Genomic DNA, 25,095 nt, shown 5'->3' with positions numbered 1-25,095 from the left:
GAGGTTTTTGTGCTGACATTATCGGCCCTATCGTCGGCAAGCCTGCTACAGGTGCACGGCAAGCAGGTCACTGGGCCTGATCAGGTACGACCTCCAGCACCCGAATCCTATCCGGCTGCGGATACTGCCACCTGACCTGCACATCCCAGAACTTCACCCCGTAAATCCGCTCCGGCGGCGGTACCTGATAGGCCGGCCGTGGGTCTTGGCCCAGGCACTGTTCGATCAGCTCGATCAGCGGCTCACCCAAGCGCAAGGCGTGATTCCGGGCCTGCAGCAAGGCGTTGTCGGACCATTGCACGGCAATGGCTTCTGGCGCGTCGCCAGCCATGCGGTTGTGGGCTTCGGCAATGCTGTCGGCATACGGTACATAGGGCTTGATATCCAGCACCGGTGTGCCGTCGAGCAGGTCGATCCCCGACAACAGCAGACGCCCAGGCTCCACGGCTTCCAGGCGAACCACCGACTGGCCGATGCCATTGGGCCGGTGGGTGGCGCGGGTGGCAAATACCCCCACGCTTTTGTTACCGCCCAGACGCGGTGGGCGCACCTTTAGGCGGGGCTTGTCCTCCAGCGCTTGGTGAAACAGAAACAGCAGCCACACATGGCTGACCTGTTCCAGGCCAGCTACCGCCTCGCCCTGGTCGAACGGCGGCAACAACTCCAGCACGCCCCGCGCGGCGGGTGCCAAGCGAGGCTGACGGGGGATGGCGAACTTTTCCTTGAAGCAGGAGTGGACGATGCCGATAGGTGAGACCGTATGCTGCATGGCCAATCAGCCGCGCACGCGCAAGGTCAGGCCCTTGAGGAAGTTGCGCAGCAACTGGTCGCCGCAAGGGCGGTAGTTGTCATGGCCGACCTTGCGGAACAGGGCACTGAGCTCGGGTTTGGAAACAGGGAAGTTGACCGATTTGAGTATCGCGTGCAGGTCATCTTCCTTGAGCTCGAAGGCCACCCGTAGCTTCTTTAGAATGGTGTTGTTGGTCACCGGCAGCTCGACGGGCAGCGGCGGGCGGCTGTCGTCCTTGCCACGGCGGTAGATCACCAGTCCGTCGAGGAAATGCGCCATGACGCGCTCGGGGCAACGTACGAAGCCTGCCTCGTCTTCTTTCTTCAGGTAAGTGGCGAGCACCACCGGGTGCACTTCGAGGCCGGACAGCCCGATGATCTCGGCCATCTTGGCGTCGTTCACCTTGAGCATGTAGCGCAGGCTGCGCAAGACGTCGTTGTGGTTCATTGTCGCTAAATCCTGTTCAAAGCCACGCCAAGGGCGTGGCGCTTTGCTTAGAAACGTTCGGTGCTGGCCAGGTAGCGCCATTGGCCCAGCGCCAGCTTGCCCATGGATACACCGCCCACGCGAATGCGGCGCATGCCGAGCAACTCCAGGCGCAGGTAGGCGCACAGTTCGGCGATCTGGCCAGGTTGCGGGTTCTTCAGGGCCATGCGTAGGTGGGTCTCGTTCTGCCAGCTGGCCTTGGCCCTGGGCAGTTCCCGGTCATTGCGGGTGGCGCCACGGGCCAGGCGTTCCAGTGCCTGGGGCGTGGTCTGGCCGCGCACTTCGATGATGTACTCTTGCTCCATGCGGCGCAGGTCGGCGTCGATCTTGCGGGTCACCCGCCAGTCCTGGGTGAATACCTGCAAGCCACTGGCGCCGCGCTCGAGCGGCGCGATACAGGACAGCCGGGCAAAGTGCCCGTGCAAAGGGCGCACGCCTTCGCGGTGGGCTTCGCTGAGGTTGCCCATGTTGATGCTCGCACGAGCGGTCTCGCTGTCCAGGGTGGCCGGCTGGTTCATCAGCAGTGTCACCGGCTCCAGCGTCTCGGCCCGCGCGCCTGGCAGCAGTTCGATGCGCTGGCTGTCGACCTTGAACTGAGGCTGCTCGACCACCACGCCATCGACCGTGACCCAGCCACCTTCGATGTACAGCTCGGCTTCGCGGCGTGAGCAGCCGAGTTGCTCGATCAGGCGTTTGGACAGGCGGACGGGTTCAGACATGGCTGTAATTCGCAAAAACGGGGAAAGGCGACCATTGTACCTGCCTGCGCACTCCAGATGATGGGAATCTATGTCAATTCCGCCATTTCGGAAGCGTCGCACGCTCTGGTTGTCTTGTGTCCTAGGATGCGGTGCGAATCAGCTTCATGTGCAGCAGCGGGTAGGGCTGCCCCAGTCCGTCGGTTTCCGAGCGACCGACTACTTCGAACCCCTCATGCAGGTAGAAGCCCAGTGCCTGAGGGTTCTGCTCGTTGACATCCAGGCGTTCGGCATTCAGTTCTTCGATGGCGTAGTGCAGCAGCCGCTTGCCTACGCCGATGCCGCGACTTTCCGGGGCGACGAAGAGCATATCGACCTGGCCATTGGACACGCCGGCAAAGCCCAGGATACGCTGCCGGCGGTCTTTGCAGCAGATCAGCATCACGGCATCGAGGTAGCGACGCAGGACGTGCTCACGCAACAGCAGGATGTAGGATTCGGGCAAAAAATCGTGGGTGGCGCGCACAGATGCTTCCCAGACCCGGACCAGCTCGGGGTAGTCGCTCAAGTGCGGTGTGTGTAGCGTCATTGCCGGTGGCATCGCGGGGATCCTCAAGGTCCATTGAGATCACCATAGATGCAAAAAAATACCCCGCCAGTTGGCGGGGTATTTTTCGGTGCATTGCCTTAGAGGGGCTCTGCCCACATGTCGTATTCGTCGGCGTCTACCACACGGCAACGAACCTTGTCGCCCGGCTTGAAGCCGTGGTCGCCATCGATGAACACGCTGCCGTCGATTTCCGGAGCATCGAAGAAGCTGCGGCCGACCGAGCCTTGTTCTTCGACTTCATCGATCAGCACGTCGATTTCCTTGCCGATGCGCAGTTGCAGACGAGCCGCACTGATCACCTGCTGGTGAGCCATGAAGCGGTCCCAGCGCTCTTGCTTGACGTCGTCAGGCACTTCCTCGAGGCCCAAATCGTTGGCCGGAGCGCCTTCGACAGGCGAGTACTGGAAGCAGCCAACGCGGTCGAGTTGAGCTTCGGTCAGCCAGTCCAGCAGGTATTGGAAGTCCTCTTCGGTCTCGCCTGGGAAGCCGACGATGAAGGTCGAGCGGATCACCAGTTCGGGGCATTGCTCGCGCCAGCTCTTGATGCGCGCCAGGGTGCGGTCTTCGAAGGCCGGGCGCTTCATCGACTTGAGCACCTTGGGGCTGGCGTGCTGGAACGGGATGTCCAGGTACGGCAGGATCTTGCCAGCGGCCATCAGTGGGATGACATCGTCGACGTTCGGGTAGGGGTACACGTAGTGCAGGCGCACCCAGGCGCCCAGGCTGCTCAGGGCCTCGCACAGCTCGAGCATGCGGGTCTTGACCGGGCGACCGTTCCAGAAATCGGTCTTGTACTTGACGTCGACGCCGTAGGCGCTGGTGTCCTGGGAGATGACCAGGATTTCCTTGACGCCCGCCTTGACCAGGCGCTCGGCCTCGCTCAGCACCTCACCCACCGGGCGGCTGACCAGCTTGCCGCGCATCGATGGAATGATGCAGAAACTGCAGCTGTGGTTGCAGCCTTCGGAAATCTTCAGGTAGGCATAGTGACGTGGGGTCAGCTTGACCCCTTGCGGCGGTACCAGGTCGATCAGCGGGTTGTGGTCCTGGCGTGGTGGTACCACTTCATGCACGGCATTGACCACCTGCTCGTACTGCTGCGGACCGGTGACCGACAGCACGCTCGGGTGCACATCGCGGATGTTGCCTTCTTCGACGCCCATGCAGCCGGTGACGATGACCTTGCCGTTTTCCTTGATCGCTTCGCCGATCACTTCAAGCGACTCGGCCTTGGCGCTGTCGATGAAGCCGCAGGTGTTGACCACCACGACGTCGGCGTCCTCGTAGGTGGGCACGACTTCATAACCTTCCATGCGCAGCTGGGTCAGGATGCGCTCGGAATCGACCAGGGCCTTGGGGCAACCCAGGGAAACAAAGCCGACCTTCGGCGTGGCGGGAGTGGTGGACATGGCTAACCTCGGTATTGAAACAGGCCACCCCGGCCTCTGGCGGGGCGATCCAGGCGGGCGTTTTTGGCGCCTCTGATCAAAAAGTGCGCAATTCTAGCGAGCGCGAGGTCGCTTGACCAGCAGAAATACGACGAACGCTGCGCTATGCTTCGCGCCGTTGCGTCCGGGTCTGTGCAGGGCCCAGGCGTGGGAGTGAATTCTATTGGCCTTCGGGGCCGTCTGCGGGAGTGGTCGATGGTTCAGGCAAGCAGTCACGCCGAGGGCGGGCACGGCGAGAAACAGGGCGCGGCTCGGTCGCTGGGCCTGCTCGTGGCAGCTGTTGGGGTGGTCTATGGCGATATCGGCACCAGCCCTTTGTACACACTCAAGGAAGTCTTCTCCGGGGGGTATGGAGTGCCGGTCAATCACGATGGGGTGCTGGGCATCCTGTCGCTGATTCTGTGGTCGCTGCTATGGGTGGTGTCGTTCAAATATGTGATGTTCATCCTGCGTGCCGATAACCAGGGGGAGGGCGGCACCATGGCCCTGACGGCGCTGGCGCGGCGGGCCACGGCGGCCTATCCGCGGTTGCGCACGCTGATGGTGGTCAGTGGCCTGATCGGGGCTTCGCTGTTCTATGGCGACAGCATGATCACTCCGGCAGTGTCGGTCCTGTCGGCGGTCGAAGGCATGGGCCTGGCGTTCGAAGGCATCGACCACTGGGTAGTGCCGATTTCGCTGGTGGTACTGGTGGCGCTGTTCCTGGTGCAGAAGCATGGCACCGACAAGATCGGCAAGCTGTTCGGCCCGATCATGGTGACCTGGTTCGTGGTGCTGGGAACGCTGGGGATGTATGGCATCTCGCAAAGCCCTGAGGTGCTCAAGGCGGTCAATCCGGGCTGGGCGGTGAACTTCTTCATCGTGCACCCGGGCATGGGGGTCGCCATTCTCGGCGCGGTCGTGCTGGCACTGACCGGGGCCGAGGCACTGTATGCCGACATGGGGCATTTCGGCCGCAAGCCGATCGCCCGCGCCTGGTTCGCTTTGGTCTTGCCAGGCTTGGTGCTCAACTACTTTGGCCAGGGCGCCATTTTGCTGCAGAACCCCGAGGCCGCGCGCAACCCGTTCTATCTGTTGGCGCCAGGCTGGGCGCTGCTGCCTTTGGTCGGGCTTGCGACCTTGGCGACTGTGATCGCCTCGCAAGCGGTGATTTCCGGAGCCTTCTCCCTGACGCGCCAGGCGATCCAGCTGGGCTATATCCCGCGCATGCAGATCCAGCATACGTCCAGTCACGAGCAGGGGCAGATCTACATCGGTGCGGTCAACTGGACGCTGATGGCCGGTGTGGTAATGCTGGTGATCGGTTTCGAATCCTCTGGCGCCCTGGCTGCAGCCTACGGTGTGGCGGTGACGGGCACCATGCTGATGACCACGATTTTGGTGTCGGCCGTGATGCTGCTGCTTTGGAAGTGGCCGCCGGTGCTGGCCGTGCCGATTCTGCTGGGCTTCCTATTGGTGGATGGGCTGTTCTTCGCCGCCAACGTGCCGAAGATCGTCCAGGGCGGTGCGTTCCCGGTGCTGGCGGGCGGGGTGTTGTACCTGCTCATGAGCACCTGGAAGCGTGGCAAGCAGATTCTGGTGGACCGTATCGACGAAGGCGGCTTGCCGCTGCCGGTGTTCATCAGCAGCATCCGCGTGCAGCCGCCGCACCGCGTCGAGGGCACCGCGGTGTTCCTGACGGCGCGGCCTGATGCAGTGCCTCATGCCTTGTTGCACAACATGCTGCACAACCAGGTGCTGCACAGCCAGGTGGTGCTGCTGACCGTGGTCAGCGAAGACCGGCCAAGGGTGCCGGAGCAGGAGCGTTTCGAGGTGGAGGCCTACGGCGATGGGTTCTTCCGCGTGTTGCTGCACTTTGGCTTCATGGACGAGCCCGACGTGCCTGAAGCGCTGAAGCTGTGCCATCTGGATGAGCTGGATTTCAGCCCGATGCGCACGACGTACTTCCTCAGCCGTGAAACGGTCATCGCTTCGCGCCTGGAAGGGATGTCGCGCTGGCGGGGCAACCTGTTCGCGTTCTTGCTGAAGAATGCCAACGGCAACCTGCGATTCTTCAACCTGCCGTTGAACCGGGTGATCGAGTTGGGGACTCAAGTCGAGATCTGACGCGCATCGCGGCCTTGCGTAGCAGCCCTTCTGGATGCAGGGAGGCTGTGATCCGGGGCCGCTTTGCGGCCCATTCGCGACACAAGGCCGCTCCCACGGTAATCCTGTGGGAGCGTGGCTACGCCTCAGTTCTGTTCAGCGACGCTGGACTTGCCCTGACGGGTCTCGATCTCGCCGATCAGGCGCTTGGCCAAGGCCGGGTAATTTTCGTCGAAGTGGTGCCCGCCTGGCAGTTTCAGGCGCTCGCCCACGGCAGTCTTGTCGGTGCAACCACTTTCGTCGGTCTCTTCAACACCATAGACACACACTACCTTCGACGCTGGCAGCTTGGCCATTTCCGGCCCGGTCGGCGCTTCCTGACCTTCCTTGCCCAGCCAGCCTTCGACTTCGATTTCGAAGCTGCCACTGCGGGCGAACGCCAGCAGAACCACGGCATCGACTCGCTGCTGATCCTCGACAGGCAGGCGGTTGTAAATGGCTGGCAGCACATCTGCGCCGAACGAGTAACCGGTCAGCACGAAGCGCTTGGTGCCCCATTTCTGACGGTAATGCTGCATCAGTTCGGACAGGTCGGCGGCACTTTGCTCCGGGGTCTTGTGCTGCCAGTAGTAACGCAGCGTGTCGATACCGACCACAGGGTAGCCGAGCTTGGCCATCTCACCCGCCACGTCGCGGTCGAGGTCACGCCAGCCGCCATCGCCCGAGAGGAACAGGGTCACGGTATCGGTGGTTTGGCCAGCCGGGACTTCCACCACCGGAATGGCAAGCGCGTTACCGTCGCGACCGACCAATGCCTGGGTCAACTGCGTCTTGAGTACCTGCGGCAGATGGATGTCGTAATCGCTGATGCTGGTCTCGGCATTGGCCTGGTCGCGCACGAACGCAGCGCTGGCGTCATCGGGGTTGTCGTTCCAGGCTACGTTCCAGTGACCGTGGGCCGCAGACTTCGGCAGGGCAGTGGCACAGCCCGGCTGTTCGAGGCTGAAGTCGACGGAGATGGCGCGGGCCTTGTCATCGCTCTGACTGGCCAGCCAGCGCCAGGCTTGAGCCGCACCCGGGCCAATACCGGCAACCAGGGTCGGCTTGTCGGACAGTTGGCTCAGGGCCTGGTCCATCGCCTGTTGCTGTTTCGCGCAGTCGCTCGGCGGCAGAATCACTTGCACCAGTTGCGCTTCGCCAGCCTGGCTGAGGTCCAGCAGTTGCTTGCCGGTCAGGGCTTGGTCCTGGGGTACGCCGATGGCGACCCTGGCCTTGGCGTGAACCCCCGGAGTTACCCGGGTCATGCTGGTGCCGTCCAGGGTCAGCTGTTCAAGGCGCGCCTCGGGCGCCGGGCGAGCCCATAGCCAGAAGGCCAGGGCGCCGCACAGCGCGGCCAGCAGCAAGGGAACCAGTACGTACAACCAATAGCGTCGGATCATCAACGTTTCACCAATCCAGTCAGGCCGCCGGCAATCAGGGCGGCAGTGTCAGCCAGTGCCACCAGCGGGTCGAGCCCGGCCGGCACGGCCATGTAACGGGGTTCCCAGTCCGGTTGGAACTTGTCCTTGAAGCGCCGCAGACCCTGGAAGTTGTAAAGCTGCTCGCCGCGGCGGAACACCATCGAACCCAACCGCTGTGTCAGCGGGGCGCCACGGCGCGGTTGCAGGCCGGAAAGCGGAACCATTCCCAGGCTGAAGCGTGCGTAGTCTCGGCTTTTGTAATGCAGGATCAGACCGATCATCATGAATTCCATGGTCAGCTTCGGCGCTTCGGGGTGAGCGCGCATCAAGTCCAGGCTGGCCAGTTCGTTACTGTGGGTTTCCAGCAGGTTGGCGAAGGCCACCGGCCGGCCCTGGAAGCGAATCAGGGCGATACGGAAGTGCTGCAGGTACTCGGCGCTGAAGCGCCCGAGCGAGAAGCCTTTCTCGCGCACGTTCTTGCCGCCGAGCCAGGCGTCGGATATCTCCTTCAGTTCAGCCAGGGGCGCTTGGCCGGGTTCGTGGATTTCCAGGCTCAGGCCATCGCGGCCGCCGCGGTTCCACGTGTAGCGCAGGTCTTTCATTTCCTTGCCTTTGGCTTCGAGGTCAAAGCGGCGCAGGTCGACCCTGGCCTCTTCGCCGAGCTTGAGCGCGGTCAGGCCGATATCCATATAGAAGGGCAGGTTCTCCGCTCGCACTTGGTAGAACACTGGGCGGGCATGATGGAGGTCGCACAGGTCGCGGAACTGCCAGATCATTTCGGCGCGCTCTTGCGCAGGGCCAATGGGGTCGTAAAGGGCCACCAGGCTGCGACCACGGCGCGCATACATCAGGAAGGCCTTGTCGCTTGGGTGGAACAGCAGCGCCTTGTCGCCAGTCAGGGCCAGGCCTCCGTCGGGTTGGTCGGAGGCCAGCAGAATCTGGTGGGCGCGCTGCAGTTCATCATCATCTGGCAGGTGGATCACTGGGCGGGCAGTGCGCAACAGCCAGGTCAGGGCGACGATCACCAGCAGTACCGCACTGCCCATCGCGGCGCGAAGACCACGCGGGGCATCGGCGTCCAGGGTGAACTGCCACCACAACTGGTGGCTGTAGGGCACATCCTGATAGGCGAACAGCAGCAACCAGACCGACGCTCCGACCACGCAGGCACTGGCTACCAGGTAGATTGGCGAGAATGGCAGTTCCAGCAAGCGGCTTGGGCGGTAGAACGAGCGACGGAACAACGCCAGCAAGGCTGCGGTCACGGTCAGCAGGCTCGCTTCTTCCCAGTCGAAGCCCTTGAGCAACGATAACAAGGCACCGACCAGCAGCAACACAGTGGTCAGTAGCCAGGCGGCCGACAGTCGGCGCCGCAAGCCTTGGGCCAGCAGCAGGCACAGGACACCGATCAGGCTGGCGCCAAAGTGCGAGGCATCGATCAGTCGGTGAGGTACGAGGAACCCCATATGTTCGAGGCGGGTGTCGATTTCCGGTGTCGCACCGGAGAACAGCAGGACCACGCCGGAGAGGAACACCAGGATCGCCAGGATCGGCGCCGCCAGCCCGGAGGCTGCCTTGATAGCCTGCTGGGCGAACAGTAAGCGACGGGCTTCGTTGGCCAGCAGCAGCACGCATGCCATCAGCAGCGGCAGCACGACATAGATCAGGCGGTATAGAAGCAGCGCCGCCGCCAGGGGCGCTGCGCCCAATTGGTCAGCGAAGGCTGCCAGCAGAATCGCTTCGAAGACGCCGACGCCACCCGGTACGTGACTGAGCACGCCTGCGGCCAGGGCCAACAGGTACACCAGCACGAACGCGCCAAATGGCGGAGCCTCTGGAAGCAGTAGATAGAGCACGGTGGCTGCCGCAGCGACGTCCAGGGCGGTGATCAGCAACTGCAGCAGCGTCAGGCGAGCCCCGGGCAGGCGCAGTGTACGGCGTCCGACTTGTACCAGCAGGTTGTCGGCCAAGGGTTGTTCGGCCTGGCGTCGGCGGTATAGCCCGATGACCAGCACGACGGATGCGGCCAGCACGGCAATCGCGATACCTGCCAACAGTGTTGGCGCCATATGCAAGGCGGTGGCTGCGGCAGAGAGGTCGCTCAAGGTGGCCAAGGCTGCCAGGGGAGGCAGCGCGCAGCCAAGGGAGAGACTGGCGAACACCGTCATCCGCGCAACTTCCCCGGCACCCAGCCCCTGGCGCGCATACAGGCGGTAGCGCACCGAGCCGCCAGACAGCATCGACAGGCCGATGGCATTGCCAATCGCAAACGCACTGAAACCACCCAGCACCAAAGTGCGTAGCGGCAGTTTCACGGCTGCGTAGCGGCTGGCCGACCATTCGTACCCGAGCAGGATCACGAAGCCCACCACGGTGGCCACGAAGGCGCCGAGCAGCGCACGGGTCGGCACGCTGAGCATGGCATCGTGCAAGGCATAGATGTCGAGTTCGCTCAACAGGTGCCGGCAGGCGATCAGGCCCATGGCGAACAGCAACAAGGTCACCGCCAGCCCGATGGGTTGGCGATAACGGCTTATGCGCTCCAGCCAGGTCAGCTGGTGCGCGGCGCTGGGTAGGGCCGAGGCGATGGTAGCCTGAGGCTCAGGGTTGCGGGAGGTCATGGGGTACCCCGTGCACACAGCGCGAGGTGGGGGAAAGGTGCGGCCAAGAGAAAGTCCCTTTGGAAAACGTATCCAGATATTACTCCGGGCGACGTCGCTTTTAGCCGTCCGAGCGGGTTAAAGATAGTTCATCCAATACACGGGGCCTGGCCGTAGGGGGGGGTAAGGCGGGGAATTTCCTGGAGGGGAAAAGCAACAAACCCCGCGCTGCTGTTAAACAGGCGGGGTTTGTTCTGACGAATATGGTTGCGGGAGCCGGATTTGAACCGACGACCTTCGGGTTATGAGCCCGACGAGCTACCAGGCTGCTCCATCCCGCGTCAGTGGTGCGCATTCTACAGTTTCGCGGACGGCTGTCAAGCATTAAGCATTGATTTTTCGTCATTTTTCTTCCGCGCCTTTTTCAAGGGCCAAAGAAAAAGGCCACTGTGTGAACAGTGGCCTTTTCTCGAATCTGGTTGCGGGAGCCGGATTTGAACCGACGACCTTCGGGTTATGAGCCCGACGAGCTACCAGGCTGCTCCATCCCGCGCCTGTGAGATCGAATTCTACGGATTTGCTTCCCTATGTCAAGCTGTTTCGTGAAAAAAACCTTTTTTGTTCAATCTCTTAGCGTACGCAATGAGTCCGCAGCTCAGGATTGACGTGGCTTTCAGCCCGATTAGCCGGTCTTGTCGCATGCAGGCTGTTTCCATAAGGGGCGCTTACGCTACTATCTGTATGAATTTACAGTGCCGATGGTAGGCCATGTCCCAGCGCAAGATCATTCACATCGACTGCGATTGTTTCTATGCCGCAATCGAGATGCGTGACGACCCGAGTCTGGCGGGGCGCCCCATGGCGGTAGGGGGGCAGCCCGAACAGCGGGGGGTGATCGCCACCTGCAACTACGAGGCCCGCGCCTATGGCGTGCGTTCGGCCATGTCCTCGCGGCATGCACTCAAGCTGTGCCCTGACCTGCTGATCGTCAAGCCGCGCTTTGATGCCTACCGCGAGGCCTCGCGCGAGATCCACGCCATTTTTCGAGACTATACCGAGCTGATCGAGCCGTTGTCGCTGGACGAGGCCTATCTGGATGTCAGCGACAGCCAGTGGTTTTCCGGCAGCGCTACACGGATTGCCGAAGATATTCGTCGGCGGGTCGCGCGCACCTTGCACATAACGGTTTCGGCGGGTGTGGCGCCGAACAAGTTCCTGGCCAAGATTGCCAGTGACTGGCGAAAGCCCAATGGACTGTTCGTCATCACTCCAGATGAGGTGGAGGCTTTCGTCGCCGCTTTGCCGGTGGCCAGGCTGCATGGCGTCGGCAAGGTCACAGCAGATAAGCTGGCGCGCCTGGGGATCGACACATGCGATGACCTGCGGGATTGGTCGCGACTTGCGCTGGTGCGCGAGTTCGGCAGTTTCGGCGAGCGGTTATGGGGGCTGGCGCGCGGTATCGACGAGCGGGCAGTGCACAACGACAGTCGCAGGCAGTCGGTCAGTGTGGAGAACACCTACGACACCGACCTGCCTGACCTCGCCAGCTGTCTTGAACGGTTACCTGAACTGTTGGCCAGTCTGAATGAGCGAATCGCCCGAATGGACAGCAGCTATCGACCGGACAAACCTTTCGTGAAGGTCAAGTTCCATGACTTTAGCCAGACCACCCTGGAGCAGGCGGGGGCGGGCAGGGATCTGGAAAGTTATCGGCAGTTGCTGAGCCAGGCTTTTGCCCGTGGCGGAAAGCCGGTGCGTTTGCTGGGGGTAGGGGTGAGGCTGCGGGACTTGCGAGGGGCCCATGAGCAGTTGGAGCTGTTCCCAGGGCCGTGAGCAATGCAGTGTCGGCCAACCTCGTGAAAGCGGCCTTGCGTCACGATAGAGCTCCTGTGTAGCCCTAACGCGACGCAAGGCCGCTTTCACGGAGTCGAGCGTCTGGCTTTTTTAGCGGTATCTGGAGAGGCCGGTTTATCAGCGATGCTTTATTACTGCACGCCCGGATCTGCCACCAACCGGCCGGTAGCCTTGGTCAGCGCTTGCAGGAACTCCTGTTGCAGCTCCGGATCGTTGCGGGTCAGCTCGATCAGGCTCTGCTCCATTTCACTGGCCTCTTCTTCCAGGCCCAGCTCCGACAGGCGCTTGACCCGGTGTACCCACTGGCCGACGTCATCGTCTTCCAGGTCATCGAAAATCAGCTCATGGGCTTCGAGCAACTTGTTGCGCAGCGTGGCGCTGACCAACAAGCTGGCATCGCCACGCACGGCGTTCTCTTCATCAGCCACATGCAGGTGCAGGGTGCCGACGTGGTTGAGGTGCTGCTCGGAGAACGGGCTGTCCAGCAGGTTCAGGCGCAAGACGCCGTTTCTGTCGGTGGTCAGCTCGTGGGTTTGCTTGCCAGCCTTCACCTCGACCAGGCGTTCACTCCAGGGCATGCTGGTGAACTCTTCACGTTTGCCCTTCTGCACTTCGCTGATGCCTGCAAGGTTTTGCTGAGCACGACCATTGGACTGCACGTTCATGAACGGGTTTACCCCGGCCACGCCGTAGTTGAGCCAATCGTGCGTGACGCTGTCCGGCAGGTTGCCCAAGGCGAAGACGTTGACCACATTGGCGCCGATCCCGGCAACCACTGCCACCGCACCCAGCGGAATCTCGTAGATCTCCCGCCAGGGCTGGTAGGGCGTGTAGCGGTCATAGCGACGGGTGACTTCGAACTCGGTGACTTCGAAGCGCTTCTGCTCATTGACCCGAACGCGCCGTTGAGGCAGTTCCATCACCTTCGGCTCGCCGACATCGATCTGCAGACTGTGCTCGAGCAATTTGCGCTCGACGCGTTCCTCGTGCTCGCTGCGCTGGGACATCTGGTTGGCGCAGCCGCTGACCAGCAGGGCGCCGCACAAAGCGGCGCCCCCCAGGGTAAAGGTACTTCGCTTGGACATGATCACTCGTGCATTGGTTATCAGCGGCGAACGCGGGCCTGCAGGAAGGTCAGCACTTCATTGAGCGGCAGTGCCTGAGCCTCTTGCTCGGTGCGGTGCTTGTACTCCAGGTTGCCTTCGGCCAGGCCGCGATCGCTGACGACGATGCGGTGCGGGATGCCGATCAGCTCCATGTCGGCAAACTTGATGCCTGGGCTGGTCTTCTTGTCACGGTCGTCCAGCAACACTTCGAAGCCGGCAGCCGTCAACTCGGCGTACAGCTTGTCGGTTGCCTCGCGAACCACATCGGTTTCGTAGCGCAGCGGTACCAGGGCGATCTGGAACGGGGCCAGGGCGTCGTTCCAGATGATGCCCTTGTCGTCATAGCTCTGCTCGATGGCCGCGGCGACCACGCGGGACACGCCGATGCCGTAGCAGCCCATGGACAGGGTGACCGGCTTGCCGTTCTCGCCCAGTACCTGGCACTTGAGCGCCTCGCTGTACTTGGTGCCGAGCTGGAAGATGTGACCCACTTCGATACCGCGCTTGATCACCAGGGTGCCCTGGCCGTCCGGGCTCGGGTCACCTTCGACCACATTACGCAGGTCAGCGACCTGCGGGACGGGGAGGTCGCGCTCCCAGTTCACGCCGAAGTAGTGTTTGTCGTCGATGTTGGCGCCGATGCCGAAATCACTCATCAGGGCGACCGAGCGGTCGATGATGCACTCCATCGGCAGGTTCATTGGGCCGAGCGAGCCAGCACCGGCGCCAATGGCCTCGCGCAGTTCGGCATCGGTGGCCATGACCAGCGGGTCGGCAACCTGTTCCAGCTTGGCGGCCTTGATTTCATTGAGCTCGTGGTCGCCACGGACCACCAGGGCGACCAGTTTGCCTTCCTCGGCACCGCGGACGATCAGGGTCTTGACGGTTTTCTCGATCGGCAGGCCGAAGTTGTCCACCAGATCCTTGATGGTCTTGGCATTCGGGGTGTCGACCAGGCGCAGTTCTTCAGTTGGCGCAGGGCGCACGGTTTCGCGCGGGATGGCCTCGGCCTTCTCGATATTGGCTGCGTAATCGGAAGTGTCGCTGAAGATCACGTCGTCTTCGCCGGACTCGGCCAGTACGTGGAACTCGTGCGAGTAGCTACCACCGATAGAGCCGGTGTCGGCCTGCACTGGGCGGAAGTCCAGGCCCAGGCGAGTGAAGATATTGCTGTACGCCTGGTGCATGCGGTCGTAGGTTTCTTGCAAGGAAGCCTGGTCGGCATGGAACGAGTAGGCGTCCTTCATGATGAACTCGCGGCCGCGCATCAGGCCGAAGCGCGGGCGGATCTCGTCACGGAACTTGGTCTGGATCTGGTACATGTTGAGCGGCAGCTGTTTATAGCTGGACAGCTCGTTACGGGCCAGGTCGGTGATGACCTCTTCGTGGGTCGGGCCGACGCAGAAGTCACGATTGTGGCGGTCTTTCAGGCGCAGCAGTTCAGGGCCGTATTGCTCCCAGCGGCCGGACTCCTGCCACAGCTCGGCAGGTTGGATGCTTGGCATCAACACTTCCAGGGCCCCAGCAGCGTTCATTTCCTCGCGGACCACGGCCTCGACCTTGCGCATTACCCGCAGGCCCATCGGCAGCCAGGTATACAGGCCGGAGGCCAGCTTGCGGATCATGCCAGCGCGCAGCATGAGCTGGTGGCTGATGACCACGGCGTCGGCAGGGGTTTCTTTTTGGGTGGCGAGCAAATATTGACTGGTGCGCATGGTGAGCCGTGTCGATTGCCTGAATGTGAAATGACCCCGCATTGTACGGGGGCGAAACGAAAGCGTACAGAATGCAGCACTGGCTGGCAGTTGTCAGCCAAGAAAAAACCCGGCATGTGCCGGGCTTTTTCAATTGCGAAGCGCTGTCGGCCGAAGCTTACAGGATGCTCAGCGGGTACTCGAGGATCAGGCGCAGGTCGTTGTTGTCCGAAGCGTAGTCGGCGTTGTACGCGTTGTTTGCACGGTAAACGGCGTAGCGTACGCGGAAGGACAGGTCTTTGGCCGGGCCTTCCTGAATGACGTACTTGGACTCGACGTTGAGCTCGTGTTCCTTACCTTCGGTGTTGGAAGTAGTCTCGATGTTGTCACCGTAGACGTAACGGGTCATGAAGCTCAGGCCAGGTACGCCGTAGGAAGCCATGTTCAGGTCGTAGCGAGCCTGCCAGGATTTCTCTTCGGCACCGACGAAGTCGGAGATCTGGATGGAGTTGGACACGAAGACAGTGCCGTTACCATCGACGCCATACAGGTAGCCGGTGTCGCCGCTGGAGCGCTGGTAGGCCAGGGTGAACTTGTGGCCGCCCAGGCTATAGGCAGCTGCAAGGCTCCACAGTTTGTTGTCCAGTTCGCCGTAGAGTTTCTGGCCCTGGTCCTTGGAGCGATAGCCGTTGAAGTCGAAGTTCAGCGCTTGGGTATCATCGATCGGCAGGGTGTAGTTGAGGTTGATGTACTGCTTCTTGAAGTAGTCATCGACATCAGAGGCTGCCAGGGTACCGACGAAGTTGTCGGTGAAGGAGTAGGTGGCACCGGCAATGTTGGCCGACGTCAGGCCAGGCGTGTGCTTGCCGTTGATGCTGTCCTTGCCCATGCCGGTTTGCGAGCTCAGCGCGGTGAAGCGACCGGCGCTCAATTCCAGGCCCTTGATCTCCTTGCTGGTGATCAAGGTGCCTTCCGCCACTTCTGGCAGCAGACGGCTGTCATCGGTCGCGAACACAGGGCTTGCGACGAACTGGCGGCCATACTTCAGGGTGGTGTCGGAGAGGCGGAACTTGACGGCTGCGCCGCCTTTGCCTTGCGAATCTTCCGGGTGGCCGTCGCTGTCGGTGCGGAACAGGCCGTTACCGGCAGTGCCTTTGCCGCCATCGAACTTGACGCTACCCATGGCCATGAGGTCAACGCCCACGCCGATGGTGCCCTGGGTGAAGCCGGATTCGAAGGTGCCCAGCAGCGATGCGCCGCTGTCTTCGCGGTGGCCGCTCTTGAAGCCGCTGGAGCGGGTTGGGTCGGCAATGTTGCCTGCACCGTGCTTGAAGTCGCGGTTCATGTACATGGCGCGAGTCTTCAGGTTCAGCGAACTGTCTTCGATGAAACCTTTTGCTTCGTCTTGCGAAGAGGCTACGGCGAACTGCGAGGTCCCTGCCGCAACGGCCAGGGCGATCATGCTCCACTTCATCACGCGCATCGTGATTTGCTCCTTTGGTTTTTAGGAAGAGTACCGCTGTGCCCAAGTTTTTTAGTTATATGGGACAGCTCTTTCTTGTTATGTCGGCGAAAATGTATAGCACGCTGACTGTTGTTGGCGATATGGGAATAAACATCCTTTCGGTAACGTTACGCTCATGTCGCTTCTAGGTAGTTCCATGTCGCAAATCACGCCTCCCCAAGTGAGGCGTACAACGCCAGCGCTGTTTCTGTCACCGTAATCGATCTGTAATAAGAAAGTCCGGTTCGAGAAACTCCCTGGTGCCTCCAATGCCGCTGTTGTTATTTGTCGCGTCCACCCGGTCAATGCAGGTGTCGTGCCGACTTGGCGTGAAGGGAATGCAACAACCGTGCTCAAAATTCGCAACGCTTCATGAAATTTTCACAAAATCCCCGGGCAAGGGGCGCGAAGTCCCGCAAATACGGGGCGGTATCGGGGTGGGTGGTCTGCCGCCGAAGCACGTCGGCAAATGCCCAAAAGCTGCCTTAAAAGTCAATGTGTTACCGCGGACTGTTCAAGTTGAGTCGTTTGCGTGGGGGGATGTGTGGTGGGATCCACATTTTCGGCATCATTTTGGTGCGAAAAGTAGCGCAGTGTTACCGCAAGCGTGCAAAGGTGGCTCGTCCGTGAACCGAAAGTGAGCGCAATTCGAGCCGTTGCATGTCCAAAGGGGCGAAGCAGGGTATCCTCTGCGCAGGTTTTCCCGCATTCGACGGGGCTGTTTTCTTAGGAGGTTTGCCGTGTTCGTCCTGGATTCGCGTTTGCAGCAGGATTCCCTCGTGCTGGGGGATTTCCCATTGTCCCGTGTGTTGCTGAGCAAGGATGCCAATTACCCTTGGTTCATCCTGGTGCCACGGCGCGAAGGTGTGAGCGAGCTGTTCGACCTCAGCACCGATGAGCAGGCCCAGTTGTGGAAGGAAACCACCTACCTGGCTGAAGTCCTCAAGGATGAGTTCGCTGGCGACAAGATGAATGTGGCCACGTTGGGTAACGTGGTCAGCCAGATGCACATGCACGTCATCGTACGCCGCCATGGCGATGCAGCCTGGCCGGCGCCGGTGTGGGGCAAGGTGCCTGCGATCGAGTACGGCCCAGGGCAGGTCGACGCCATACGCCAGCGCCTGCGTGCGCGGCTCGATGATCAATACCAGGAGGCCTGAAATGTCTGCCGAATCGCGCATCATCGAGCTGGAGACCCGTCAGGCGTTCCAGGATGACACCATTCAGGCATTGAATGATGTGGTGGTCGAGCAGGGGCGGGTGATCGAGCGCCTGCAGTTGCAGATGGCCGAGCTGATCAAGCGATACGAAGAAATGGTCGGGCAATATGGTGGTGAAGGCGAAGAGGCGCCTCCGCCACATTATTGAAGGGCGGCCCTGGGGTGGCCAGGGCCGTGCACGGTCAGCGGCGGGTAACCGCGACCACGTCTTCGGCTTGCAGGCCCTTGTCGCGATGCATCACCGAAAACTCCACGCGCTGGCCTTCGACCAGAATGCGGTGGCCCTCGCCACGAATGGCGCGAAAGTGGACGAAGATGTCATCGCCCGAATCGCGGGAGATGAAGCCAAAGCCCTTCGAGGTATTGAACCACTTGACGGTGCCGGTATCGCGCTTGCCGCCTTCCAGGGGCGCCTGCTGGGTGCTGCGGGCTTTGCGGCCGCTGCGCGCGAAGCCAGCGGCCAGGTGCAGCGCGACGGCCAATGCCGCACAGACCAGGGCGGCCAGGTTGCCCATTTCCGGGCGTGCCAGCAGCGTCAGGGTCTGCAGCACCATTGCCACCACCAGCAGGGCGCAGGCCAGGTGTTGCAATTGCTGGCGAGCGCCTCGGTAGTACAGCGGTACGACCGGGGCGAGCAGCAGGTTGAGCAGGCCGAGCAGGGCGAGGTAGACCGCGTCGGGTTGTTGCAGGAAAGGTGTTGCATCGGTTTTCAGGCCAGGTATGAGCGACAGCAGCAAAGCCGCTACGCCCGTCACCAGATGGACGATCTTGAACATGGGTTGGCTCACAGTTGATAAGGCCGATCACAGGAAGAGCTGGCGGCACGGTGCGCATGAGGTGTAGAGCGCGAACACGTGGCAGGCCAGCCTATGCACCCGGCAATGACAATCCGCACGGGTGGCACCGTGCCTATTTAACAGCAAAGGCGGGGGCTTCTCAAACCGAGGGCGGTTGCCGTCGATCCATTGCCTTGTGTCACATGCGGGTTGGGGAAAGTGTTGGTACAGTGTTTCGGGCCCGCTTGTTCAACAAGCCATCATGGAAAAGGGGAACTTCATGGCAATCGATATCGGTATCTCTGAAGAAGATCGCAAATCCATCGTCGAAGGGCTTTCTCGCCTGTTGTCGGATACCTATGTGCTGTATCTGAAAACCCACAACTTTCACTGGAACGTCACCGGCCCGTCCTTCCGCACGTTGCACCTGATGTTCGAGGAGCAATACAACGAGTTGGCGCTGGCCGTCGATTTGATCGCCGAGCGCATTCGTGCCTTGGGCTTCCCTGCGCCCGGTTCCTATGCCTTTTACGCGCGACATTCGTCGATCAAGGAAGAAGAGGGCGTGCCAGCAGCGGACGAAATGATCCGGCAGCTGGTGCAGGGCCAGGAGGCGGTGGTGCGTACGGCGCGCAGCATTTTCCCGGTGGTGGACAAGGTCAGTGACGAGCCGACCGCCGACCTGCTGACTCAACGGATGCAGGTGCACGAGAAGACGGCCTGGATGTTGCGGGTGCTGTTGGACGGTAAATAGTCGTCTTATTGCGTCGGAATCCTGATAAAGCCCGGTTGTGCCCAGCGCAATCGGGCTTTGGCGTTTTGGCGGGAAACCCTTGCCGCTGCTTAGCGGTGGGTGTCGCGGGCTTCATTGGGGCTGAGTTCCCGTGGCAGTGGAGTGACCCGATGCAAGACACGACGCAAGCGATGAAGCGAGGGGGTAATCAAGGGCGCTGGCCAGGTCGGCAGTGCGTCGACCCGTTCAAGGCCGATTTCGACATGTTGCAGATCCAGCCGGTGTCCCGTTCGGTAAGGCTCAACGGATTTTCCACCTGCTTGCGCCTGGAGGCGGTCTACTGGCGCATCCTGGAGCGGATTGCCGCAGCCAATGGCTGTTCGGTCAGTGCTGTGCTGTCGTACGTGGACCGCGAGGTGCACCTGCGTCAGGGCGGGGTGAGGAACTTCAGTGGCCTGATTCGGGTGATCTGCGTCGCCTGGCTGCTTGAGCCGCCGAGCGGACGCTGATCGCCGGGCGGGCTGCGCAGCGCCTGTTAACCATATATAATCCCGCTTTTTGCTGCCCCGGCAGCCTGCGTTGTGGTTGACGAGAGACATCCATGCCCCTGTATGACTATCAATGTGAATCCTGCGATCACCGGATGGAGGTGTTGCAGAAGATCAGCGCCGCGCCGCTGACCGATTGCCCGGCGTGTCAGGCGCCTGCGTTGAAGAAGCTGCTGTCGGTGCCCGGTTTCCGCCTGAGCGGTAACGGTTGGTACGAAACCGACTTCAAGACCGGGGCAAAAAAGAATCTGGCAGGCGGCGACAAGGCCGACTGAGTTGAATTGCAGTAGTCGGGTCTTGCAGTATTAGCCCTCTGGGCGGTCAAGACCTCCACCGAATACACGAATCACGAGAAGCGAAACCACCATCATGATGCGCAGCCATTATTGCGGCCAACTGAACGAGAGCCTGGACGGCCAGGAAGTCACCCTTTGCGGCTGGGTCCATCGTCGCCGCGACCACGGCGGGGTGATCTTCCTCGATATCCGTGACCGCGAAGGCATGGCTCAGGTCGTGTTCGACCCGGATCGCGCCGAAACCTTCGCCGCTGCCGACCGCGTGCGCAGCGAGTATGTCGTGCAGATCACTGGCAAGGTACGCAAGCGTCCGGAAGGTGCGGTGAACGCCAACATGGCCTCCGGCGCCATCGAAATCCTCGGCTACCAGCTGAATGTGCTCAACGAAGCGGAAACCCCTCCCTTCCCGTTGAACGAATACTCCGACGTGGGCGAGGAAACCCGTCTGCGCTACCGCTTCATCGACCTGCGTCGTCCGGAAATGGCCGACAAGCTGCGCCTGCGTTCGCGCATCACCAGCAGCATTCGTCGCTTCCTCGACGAGAACGGCTTCCTCGACGTCGAAACCCCGATCCTCACCCGAGCCACGCCGGAAGGTGCGCGCGACTACCTGGTGCCGAGCCGTACCCACGCTGGCAGCTTCTTTGCTCTGCCGCAGTCGCCGCAGCTGTTCAAGCAGCTGCTGATGGTGGCCGGTTTCGACCGTTACTACCAAATTGCCAAGTGCTTCCGTGACGAGGACCTGCGTGCCGACCGTCAGCCGGAATTCACCCAGATCGACATCGAAACCAGCTTCCTGGACGAATCCGAGATCATGGGCCTCACCGAGAGCATGATCCGCAAGCTGTTCAAGGAAGTGCTGGACCTGGAGTTCGGCGAGTTCCCGCACATGACCTTCGAGGAGGCCATGCGTCGTTACGGTTCCGACAAGCCAGACCTGCGTATTCCGCTGGAGCTGGTCGACGTTGCCGATCAGCTCAAGGACGTCGACTTCAAAGTCTTCGCCGGCCCGGCCAACGATCCGAAGTGCCGCGTGACCGCCCTGCGCCTGCCTGGCGGTGCCAGCATGCCGCGCAGCAAGATCGACGAGTACACCAAGTTCGTGGGCATCTATGGTGCCAAGGGCCTGGCGTACATCAAGGTCAACGAGCGTGCCAAGGGCGTCGAAGGCCTGCAGTCGCCAATCGTCAAGAACATACCTGAGGCCAACCTCAACGTGATCCTCGATCGCGTGGGTGCGGTCGACGGCGACATCGTGTTCTTCGGTGCCGACAAGTTCAAGATCGTCAGCGAAGCCCTGGGCGCGCTGCGTATCCGCCTGGGCCACGACTTCGAGCTGCTGACCTGCGAGTGGGCGCCGATGTGGGTGGTCGACTTCCCGATGTTCGAAGAGAACGAAGACGGCAGCTTCACCGCGCTGCATCACCCGTTCACCGCGCCGAAGTGCACCCCTGAAGAGCTCGAGGCCAACCCGGCCGGCGCGCTGTCCCGTGCCTACGACATGGTGCTCAACGGTACCGAACTGGGTGGCGGTTCGATCCGTATTCACCGCAAGGAAATGCAACAGGCGGTATTCCGCCTGCTGGGTATCGAGGCGGCAGAGCAGGAAGAGAAGTTCGGCTTCCTGCTCGACGCTCTGAAGTTCGGCGCACCGCCACACGGTGGTCTGGCCTTCGGTCTGGACCGTCTGGTCATGCTGATGACCGGCGCCCAGTCGATCCGTGAAGTGATCGCCTTCCCGAAAACCCAGAGCGCCGCGTGCGTCATGACCCAGGCCCCTGGCATGGTCGATGCCAAGGCACTGCGCGAGCTGCACATCCGTCTGCGCGAGCAGACCAAGGTCGAGTAAGCGGACCGCGGGCGCACCCGCAGGGTTGCGCCCATGCGCTTTTGCGCAAGATCACACGCGTTCCGCCCTACGGGGCGGAACTTGTTTCTGTATCAAGGATTTTGGAGTCGATATGGCTGGTCATTCCAAGTGGGCGAACATCAAGCACCGCAAAGAGCGCCAGGATGCCAAGAGAGGCAAGATCTTCACCAAGTGGATCCGCGAGCTGACGGTCGCCGCCAAGCAGGGCGGGCCTGATCCGGCCTCCAACCCGCGCCTGCGTCTGGCGTTGGACAAGGCGCTGGGCGCCAACATGAGCCGCGACATCATCGACCGGGCCGTGGCCCGTGGTGCTGGCACCAACGAAAGCGACAACGTCGAAGAGCTCAGCTACGAAGGTTATGGCCCAGGTGGCGTGGCCATCATGGTCGAAGCCATGACCGACAATCGCAACCGCACCGCAGCGGCCGTTCGCCATGCCTTCACCAAATGTGGCGGCAACCTCGGTACCGATGGTTCGGTCGCGTACCTGTTCGAGCGCAAGGGGCAGATCAGCTTTGCCCCTGGCCTTGACGAGGATGCCCTGATGGAAGCGGCCATGGAGGCCGATGCCGATGACGTTGTGGCCAACGAAGACGGTTCGTTCGATGTGTTTACCTCGTTCAACAGCTTCTATGCCGTGCGTAACGCCTTGGAGGAAGCTGGCTTCAAGGCCGCCGATGCCGAGATCGTGATGCAGCCGACCACCAGCGCCGAACTGGACCAGGACGGGGCCGAGAAGGTGCTCAAGCTGATCGACATGCTCGAAGACCTGGATGACGTACAGAACGTCTACTCCAATGCCGAGATTTCCGAAGAGATCCTGGAAAAACTTGGCTAAGGTGTCCTGGGCATCCGGGCCAGGCAGGTAGCTTTATTGGGGCCGCTGTGCAGCCCATCGCTGGCTTGCAGTGATGGGGCGCGCAGCGGCCCCAATGGTGTTTAAACATGGGCTTTGTACGACAGGCACTATGACTCTGATTCTTGGTATCGACCCCGGCTCGCGGATCACCGGTTACGGCGTGGTACGCCAAACCGCGCGTGGTTGCGAGTACGTGGCGTCGGGCTGCATCCGCACCGGCAGTGGCGAGCTGCATGAGCGATTGCAGATCGTCTTTCGTGGTGTCGGAGAAATCATCGCCCAGCACGGCCCGGTGACCATGGGGATCGAGCGGGTGTTCATGGCTCGCAATGCCGACTCGGCGCTCAAGCTTGGCCAGGCCCGTGGCGCGGCGATCGTTGCCGCCGCCGAGGCGGGTCTGGAAATCGCCGAGTACAGTGCCACCCAGGTCAAGCAGGCCGTTGCCGGTACCGGGGGGGCCAACAAGGAGCAGGTGATGATGATGGTCATGCATTTGCTCAAATTGACCCAGAAACCGCAGATCGATGCATCCGACGCACTGGCCATCGCCTTGTGTCATGCCCATACCCGCTCCAGCCTGGTGCCTCACGGCTTGGCGACGGCTCGGCGGCGTGGTGGACGCTTGCGTCTGTAAGCACTTCATGCGCTGATACACATTTTGCTCGGGTGAAACGTTCACCCGCTGCTTTTGCTGATAGGGTTGTGCGGTCTTTGATCGGCTCCCCGAGAGGAAGGATCGGAACGTGATTGGACGTTTGCGCGGCACCCTGGCGGAAAAACAGCCGCCGCACCTGATTATCGATGTCAATGGCGTGGGCTATGAGCTCGAAGTGCCGATGACCACCCTGTACCGTCTGCCCAAGGTGGGCGAGTCGGTCACCGTGCATACCCACCTGGTGGTGCGCGAGGATGCGCACCTGCTGTATGGGTTTCATGAAAAGCGCGAGCGTGAGCTGTTTCGCGAGCTGATTCGTCTCAATGGCGTAGGACCGAAGCTGGCGTTGGCCTTGATGTCTGGCCTTGAGGTCGACGAACTGGTGCGCTGTGTCCAGGCCCAGGACGCTTCGACGCTGGTGCGGGTGCCCGGCGTTGGCAAGAAGACCGCGGAGCGCTTGCTGGTCGAGCTCAAGGACCGGTTCAAGGCCTGGGAAACCTCGCCTGCGATGTTCACGCTCGTCTCCGATGGGCCGGTGCCGGTCAGCAGCGCCAATAACGCCGAGGCCGATGCGGTCAGTGCGCTGGTGTCTCTGGGCTACAAGCCTCAGGAGGCGAGCAAGGCGGTATCCGCCATCAAGGACAAGGCTGGCCTGAGTAGCGAAGAGCTGATTCGCCGTAGCCTGAAGGGGATGATTACCAAGTGATCGAAGCCGACCGCTTGATCGCCGCCACTGGCCGCGACCGTGAAGAAGTCCAGGACCGGGCGATTCGCCCGCTGCGGCTGGATGAATACATCGGCCAGCCCGTCGTGCGCGAGCAGATGTCCCTGTTCATCCAGGCTGCTCGCGGTCGCCACGAGTCGCTGGATCACACCCTGATTTTTGGTCCGCCCGGGCTGGGCAAGACCACCCTGGCCAATATCATCGCCCATGAGATGGGCGTATCGGTCAAAAGTACCTCGGGCCCTATTCTCGAGCGGCCGGGTGACCTGGCAGCCATGCTGACCAACCTTGAACCTCATGACGTACTGTTCATCGACGAAATCCACCGGCTGTCGCCAGTGGTCGAAGAAGTGCTGTATCCGGCCATGGAAGACTTCCAGCTCGACATCATGATCGGCGAAGGGCCTGCCGCCCGCTCGATCAAGCTCGACCTGCCGCCGTTCACCCTGGTCGGTGCCACCACCCGTGCCGGCATGCTCACCAACCCGCTGCGCGATCGCTTCGGTATCGTTCAGCGTCTGGAGTTCTACAGCAACCAGGACCTGGCCACCATCGTCAGTCGGTCGGCCAGCATCCTCGGGCTTTCGATCGAGGACCAGGGTGCCTTCGAAATTGCCCGGCGTGCCCGTGGCACGCCGCGTATCGCCAACCGACTGCTACGCCGGGTGCGCGACTACGCCGAAGTGCGTGGCAAGGGGCAGATCACCAAGGCCGTGGCCGACTTGGCGTTGAACCTGCTGGATGTCGACGAGCGTGGTTTCGACCACTCCGACCGCCGCCTGCTGCTGACCATGATCGAGAAGTTCGACGGCGGTCCTGTGGGCGTGGACAACCTGGCGGCGGCCATCAGCGAAGAGCGCCACACCATCGAGGATGTGCTCGAGCCTTACCTGATCCAGCAAGGCTATATCATGCGCACCCCGCGCGGGCGCGTAGTCACGCGGCATGCCTACCTGCATTTCGGTCTGAACGTGCCCGGAAGGCTGGGGGAGGGGGGCGATTATTGCGAGCCAGGCGATGAATGACAGATCGAATCCCGCTTTTCGTGGTCCTACCGCTGGCATGCCGCAGGGTTGCTG

The 25,095-nt window shown here is 61.6% G+C and carries 23 protein-coding genes and 2 tRNA genes; 12 read left to right on the top strand and 13 right to left on the bottom strand.

The window, feature by feature from the left end:
- Nucleotides 1-67: 67 nt before the first annotated feature.
- From tsaA to rimO, 5 genes are all read right to left on the bottom strand, one after another.
- Nucleotides 68-769: a tRNA (N6-threonylcarbamoyladenosine(37)-N6)-methyltransferase TrmO gene (gene tsaA / locus VXM67_RS20855; protein WP_104883377.1), complete on the bottom strand. Its 702-nt coding sequence runs from the start codon at nucleotides 767-769 to the stop codon at nucleotides 68-70.
- Nucleotides 770-775: 6 nt separating this feature from the next.
- Nucleotides 776-1,237: a DUF1456 family protein gene (locus tag VXM67_RS20850; RefSeq protein WP_027907394.1), complete on the bottom strand. Its 462-nt coding sequence runs from the start codon at nucleotides 1,235-1,237 to the stop codon at nucleotides 776-778.
- A gap of 47 nt (nucleotides 1,238-1,284) precedes the next feature.
- The gene (locus VXM67_RS20845; protein ID WP_023381930.1) at nucleotides 1,285-1,995 is read right to left on the bottom strand and encodes an rRNA pseudouridine synthase; all 711 of its coding nucleotides are present in this window, start codon (nucleotides 1,993-1,995) and stop codon (nucleotides 1,285-1,287) included.
- A 121-nt stretch (nucleotides 1,996-2,116) separates the two neighbouring features.
- Nucleotides 2,117-2,575 (bottom strand): GNAT family N-acetyltransferase, encoded by a 459-nt coding sequence (locus VXM67_RS20840; RefSeq protein WP_023381929.1) that lies wholly within the window; start codon nucleotides 2,573-2,575, stop codon nucleotides 2,117-2,119.
- A gap of 86 nt (nucleotides 2,576-2,661) precedes the next feature.
- The gene (gene rimO, locus VXM67_RS20835) at nucleotides 2,662-3,993 is read right to left on the bottom strand and encodes a 30S ribosomal protein S12 methylthiotransferase RimO (RefSeq protein WP_367237350.1); all 1,332 of its coding nucleotides are present in this window, start codon (nucleotides 3,991-3,993) and stop codon (nucleotides 2,662-2,664) included.
- Between the two features lie 234 nt (nucleotides 3,994-4,227).
- Here rimO and VXM67_RS20830 point away from each other — a divergent pair, with 234 nt between their 5' ends.
- The gene (locus VXM67_RS20830; RefSeq protein ID WP_023381927.1) at nucleotides 4,228-6,138 is read left to right on the top strand and encodes a potassium transporter Kup; all 1,911 of its coding nucleotides are present in this window, start codon (nucleotides 4,228-4,230) and stop codon (nucleotides 6,136-6,138) included.
- 125 nt (nucleotides 6,139-6,263) lie between these two features.
- Here VXM67_RS20830 and VXM67_RS20825 read toward each other — a convergent pair whose 3' ends face one another.
- The 4 genes from VXM67_RS20825 to VXM67_RS20810 all read right to left on the bottom strand — a co-directional run bounded on the left by VXM67_RS20825 (nucleotide 6,264) and on the right by VXM67_RS20810 (nucleotide 10,730).
- Nucleotides 6,264-7,556, bottom strand: coding sequence for an AcvB/VirJ family lysyl-phosphatidylglycerol hydrolase (locus VXM67_RS20825; protein ID WP_023381926.1), 1,293 nt, complete (start codon nucleotides 7,554-7,556; stop codon nucleotides 6,264-6,266).
- Nucleotides 7,556-10,198 carry a bifunctional lysylphosphatidylglycerol flippase/synthetase MprF gene (gene mprF / locus VXM67_RS20820; protein ID WP_027907395.1) on the bottom strand — a complete coding sequence of 881 codons (2,643 nt, stop codon included), beginning with the start codon at nucleotides 10,196-10,198 and terminating at the stop codon, nucleotides 7,556-7,558. Before mprF ends, VXM67_RS20825 begins: the two co-directional genes overlap by 1 nt.
- 243 nt (nucleotides 10,199-10,441) lie before the next feature.
- A tRNA-Met gene (locus tag VXM67_RS20815) sits at nucleotides 10,442-10,518 on the bottom strand.
- A gap of 135 nt (nucleotides 10,519-10,653) precedes the next feature.
- A tRNA-Met gene (locus tag VXM67_RS20810) sits at nucleotides 10,654-10,730 on the bottom strand.
- A 215-nt stretch (nucleotides 10,731-10,945) separates the two neighbouring features.
- On the opposite strand from VXM67_RS20810, the gene dinB reads away from it, so the two are divergent.
- The gene (gene dinB / locus VXM67_RS20805; protein WP_104881356.1) at nucleotides 10,946-12,010 is read left to right on the top strand and encodes a DNA polymerase IV; all 1,065 of its coding nucleotides are present in this window, start codon (nucleotides 10,946-10,948) and stop codon (nucleotides 12,008-12,010) included.
- A gap of 152 nt (nucleotides 12,011-12,162) precedes the next feature.
- Here the strand turns inward: dinB and VXM67_RS20800 are convergent, their stop codons facing one another.
- The 3 genes from VXM67_RS20800 to VXM67_RS20790 all read right to left on the bottom strand — a co-directional run bounded on the left by VXM67_RS20800 (nucleotide 12,163) and on the right by VXM67_RS20790 (nucleotide 16,314).
- On the bottom strand, nucleotides 12,163-13,116 hold the full coding sequence (locus VXM67_RS20800; protein WP_023381923.1) for a lipoprotein: 954 nt from the start codon (nucleotides 13,114-13,116) through the stop codon (nucleotides 12,163-12,165).
- Nucleotides 13,117-13,136: 20 nt separating this feature from the next.
- Nucleotides 13,137-14,852 (bottom strand): proline--tRNA ligase, encoded by a 1,716-nt coding sequence (locus tag VXM67_RS20795; RefSeq protein WP_023381922.1) that lies wholly within the window; start codon nucleotides 14,850-14,852, stop codon nucleotides 13,137-13,139.
- 157 nt (nucleotides 14,853-15,009) lie between these two features.
- Nucleotides 15,010-16,314 carry an OprD family porin gene (locus VXM67_RS20790; RefSeq protein ID WP_023381921.1) on the bottom strand — a complete coding sequence of 435 codons (1,305 nt, stop codon included), beginning with the start codon at nucleotides 16,312-16,314 and terminating at the stop codon, nucleotides 15,010-15,012.
- A gap of 761 nt (nucleotides 16,315-17,075) precedes the next feature.
- Here VXM67_RS20790 and VXM67_RS20785 point away from each other — a divergent pair.
- On the top strand, nucleotides 17,076-17,495 hold the full coding sequence (locus VXM67_RS20785; protein WP_023381920.1) for an HIT domain-containing protein: 420 nt from the start codon (nucleotides 17,076-17,078) through the stop codon (nucleotides 17,493-17,495).
- Between the two features lies 1 nt (nucleotide 17,496).
- Nucleotides 17,497-17,703 carry a SlyX family protein gene (locus tag VXM67_RS20780; protein ID WP_023381919.1) on the top strand — a complete coding sequence of 69 codons (207 nt, stop codon included), beginning with the start codon at nucleotides 17,497-17,499 and terminating at the stop codon, nucleotides 17,701-17,703.
- Between the two features lie 34 nt (nucleotides 17,704-17,737).
- On the opposite strand, the gene VXM67_RS20775 is transcribed toward VXM67_RS20780, so the two are convergent.
- Nucleotides 17,738-18,331 (bottom strand): cold shock domain-containing protein membrane protein, encoded by a 594-nt coding sequence (locus tag VXM67_RS20775; RefSeq protein ID WP_367237349.1) that lies wholly within the window; start codon nucleotides 18,329-18,331, stop codon nucleotides 17,738-17,740.
- Between the two features lie 280 nt (nucleotides 18,332-18,611).
- Between VXM67_RS20775 and VXM67_RS20770 the strand changes: the two genes are divergently transcribed.
- The 8 genes from VXM67_RS20770 to ruvB all read left to right on the top strand — a co-directional run bounded on the left by VXM67_RS20770 (nucleotide 18,612) and on the right by ruvB (nucleotide 25,041).
- Nucleotides 18,612-19,085, top strand: a complete 474-nt coding sequence (locus VXM67_RS20770) for a Dps family protein (protein WP_367237348.1) — start codon at nucleotides 18,612-18,614, stop codon at nucleotides 19,083-19,085.
- 170 nt (nucleotides 19,086-19,255) lie between these two features.
- On the top strand, nucleotides 19,256-19,573 hold the full coding sequence (locus VXM67_RS20765) for a ribbon-helix-helix domain-containing protein (protein WP_104882341.1): 318 nt from the start codon (nucleotides 19,256-19,258) through the stop codon (nucleotides 19,571-19,573).
- A 92-nt stretch (nucleotides 19,574-19,665) separates the two neighbouring features.
- The gene (locus VXM67_RS20760; RefSeq protein WP_023381915.1) at nucleotides 19,666-19,887 is read left to right on the top strand and encodes an FmdB family zinc ribbon protein; all 222 of its coding nucleotides are present in this window, start codon (nucleotides 19,666-19,668) and stop codon (nucleotides 19,885-19,887) included.
- A gap of 94 nt (nucleotides 19,888-19,981) precedes the next feature.
- On the top strand, nucleotides 19,982-21,757 hold the full coding sequence (gene aspS / locus VXM67_RS20755) for an aspartate--tRNA ligase (RefSeq protein WP_027907400.1): 1,776 nt from the start codon (nucleotides 19,982-19,984) through the stop codon (nucleotides 21,755-21,757).
- Nucleotides 21,758-21,869: 112 nt separating this feature from the next.
- Nucleotides 21,870-22,616, top strand: a complete 747-nt coding sequence (locus tag VXM67_RS20750; RefSeq protein WP_023381913.1) for a YebC/PmpR family DNA-binding transcriptional regulator — start codon at nucleotides 21,870-21,872, stop codon at nucleotides 22,614-22,616.
- 130 nt (nucleotides 22,617-22,746) lie between these two features.
- Complete coding sequence (ruvC, locus tag VXM67_RS20745) at nucleotides 22,747-23,271, top strand: crossover junction endodeoxyribonuclease RuvC (RefSeq protein ID WP_004375291.1); 525 nt, start codon at nucleotides 22,747-22,749, stop codon at nucleotides 23,269-23,271.
- A 109-nt stretch (nucleotides 23,272-23,380) separates the two neighbouring features.
- The gene (gene ruvA / locus VXM67_RS20740) at nucleotides 23,381-23,998 is read left to right on the top strand and encodes a Holliday junction branch migration protein RuvA (protein ID WP_023381912.1); all 618 of its coding nucleotides are present in this window, start codon (nucleotides 23,381-23,383) and stop codon (nucleotides 23,996-23,998) included.
- A complete protein-coding gene (gene ruvB / locus VXM67_RS20735) occupies nucleotides 23,995-25,041 on the top strand; it encodes a Holliday junction branch migration DNA helicase RuvB (protein WP_023381911.1) in 1,047 nt (348 codons plus the stop codon). The genes ruvA and ruvB overlap by 4 nt, the downstream gene beginning before the upstream one ends.
- Nucleotides 25,042-25,095 lie beyond the last annotated feature (54 nt).

Origin of the sequence: Pseudomonas sp. Rh2 (genome assembly GCF_040762985.1) — a bacterium.
Classification (GTDB): domain Bacteria; phylum Pseudomonadota; class Gammaproteobacteria; order Pseudomonadales; family Pseudomonadaceae; genus Aquipseudomonas; species Aquipseudomonas taiwanensis.
The sequence above is the reverse complement of the archived record's forward strand: the minus strand, read 5'-3'. Positions and strand labels throughout refer to the sequence as shown.

Excerpts from the sequence above, each read along its gene's own strand:
- tsaA (WP_104883377.1), bottom strand. The coding sequence starts at position 769 with ATGCAGCATACGGTCTCACCTATCGGCATCGTCCACTCCTGCTTCAAG.
- VXM67_RS20850 (WP_027907394.1), bottom strand. The coding sequence starts at position 1,237 with ATGAACCACAACGACGTCTTGCGCAGCCTGCGCTACATGCTCAAGGTG.
- VXM67_RS20845 (WP_023381930.1), bottom strand. The coding sequence starts at position 1,995 with ATGTCTGAACCCGTCCGCCTGTCCAAACGCCTGATCGAGCAACTCGGC.
- VXM67_RS20840 (WP_023381929.1), bottom strand. The coding sequence starts at position 2,575 with ATGCCACCGGCAATGACGCTACACACACCGCACTTGAGCGACTACCCC.
- rimO (WP_367237350.1), bottom strand. The coding sequence starts at position 3,993 with ATGTCCACCACTCCCGCCACGCCGAAGGTCGGCTTTGTTTCCCTGGGT.
- VXM67_RS20830 (WP_023381927.1), top strand. The coding sequence starts at position 4,228 with ATGGTTCAGGCAAGCAGTCACGCCGAGGGCGGGCACGGCGAGAAACAG.
- VXM67_RS20825 (WP_023381926.1), bottom strand. The coding sequence starts at position 7,556 with ATGATCCGACGCTATTGGTTGTACGTACTGGTTCCCTTGCTGCTGGCC.
- mprF (WP_027907395.1), bottom strand. The coding sequence starts at position 10,198 with ATGACCTCCCGCAACCCTGAGCCTCAGGCTACCATCGCCTCGGCCCTA.
- dinB (WP_104881356.1), top strand. The coding sequence starts at position 10,946 with ATGTCCCAGCGCAAGATCATTCACATCGACTGCGATTGTTTCTATGCC.
- VXM67_RS20800 (WP_023381923.1), bottom strand. The coding sequence starts at position 13,116 with ATGTCCAAGCGAAGTACCTTTACCCTGGGGGGCGCCGCTTTGTGCGGC.
- VXM67_RS20795 (WP_023381922.1), bottom strand. The coding sequence starts at position 14,852 with ATGCGCACCAGTCAATATTTGCTCGCCACCCAAAAAGAAACCCCTGCC.
- VXM67_RS20790 (WP_023381921.1), bottom strand. The coding sequence starts at position 16,314 with ATGCGCGTGATGAAGTGGAGCATGATCGCCCTGGCCGTTGCGGCAGGG.
- VXM67_RS20780 (WP_023381919.1), top strand. The coding sequence starts at position 17,497 with ATGTCTGCCGAATCGCGCATCATCGAGCTGGAGACCCGTCAGGCGTTC.
- VXM67_RS20775 (WP_367237349.1), bottom strand. The coding sequence starts at position 18,331 with ATGTTCAAGATCGTCCATCTGGTGACGGGCGTAGCGGCTTTGCTGCTG.
- VXM67_RS20770 (WP_367237348.1), top strand. The coding sequence starts at position 18,612 with ATGGCAATCGATATCGGTATCTCTGAAGAAGATCGCAAATCCATCGTC.
- VXM67_RS20765 (WP_104882341.1), top strand. The coding sequence starts at position 19,256 with ATGAAGCGAGGGGGTAATCAAGGGCGCTGGCCAGGTCGGCAGTGCGTC.
- VXM67_RS20760 (WP_023381915.1), top strand. The coding sequence starts at position 19,666 with ATGCCCCTGTATGACTATCAATGTGAATCCTGCGATCACCGGATGGAG.
- aspS (WP_027907400.1), top strand. The coding sequence starts at position 19,982 with ATGATGCGCAGCCATTATTGCGGCCAACTGAACGAGAGCCTGGACGGC.
- VXM67_RS20750 (WP_023381913.1), top strand. The coding sequence starts at position 21,870 with ATGGCTGGTCATTCCAAGTGGGCGAACATCAAGCACCGCAAAGAGCGC.
- ruvC (WP_004375291.1), top strand. The coding sequence starts at position 22,747 with ATGACTCTGATTCTTGGTATCGACCCCGGCTCGCGGATCACCGGTTAC.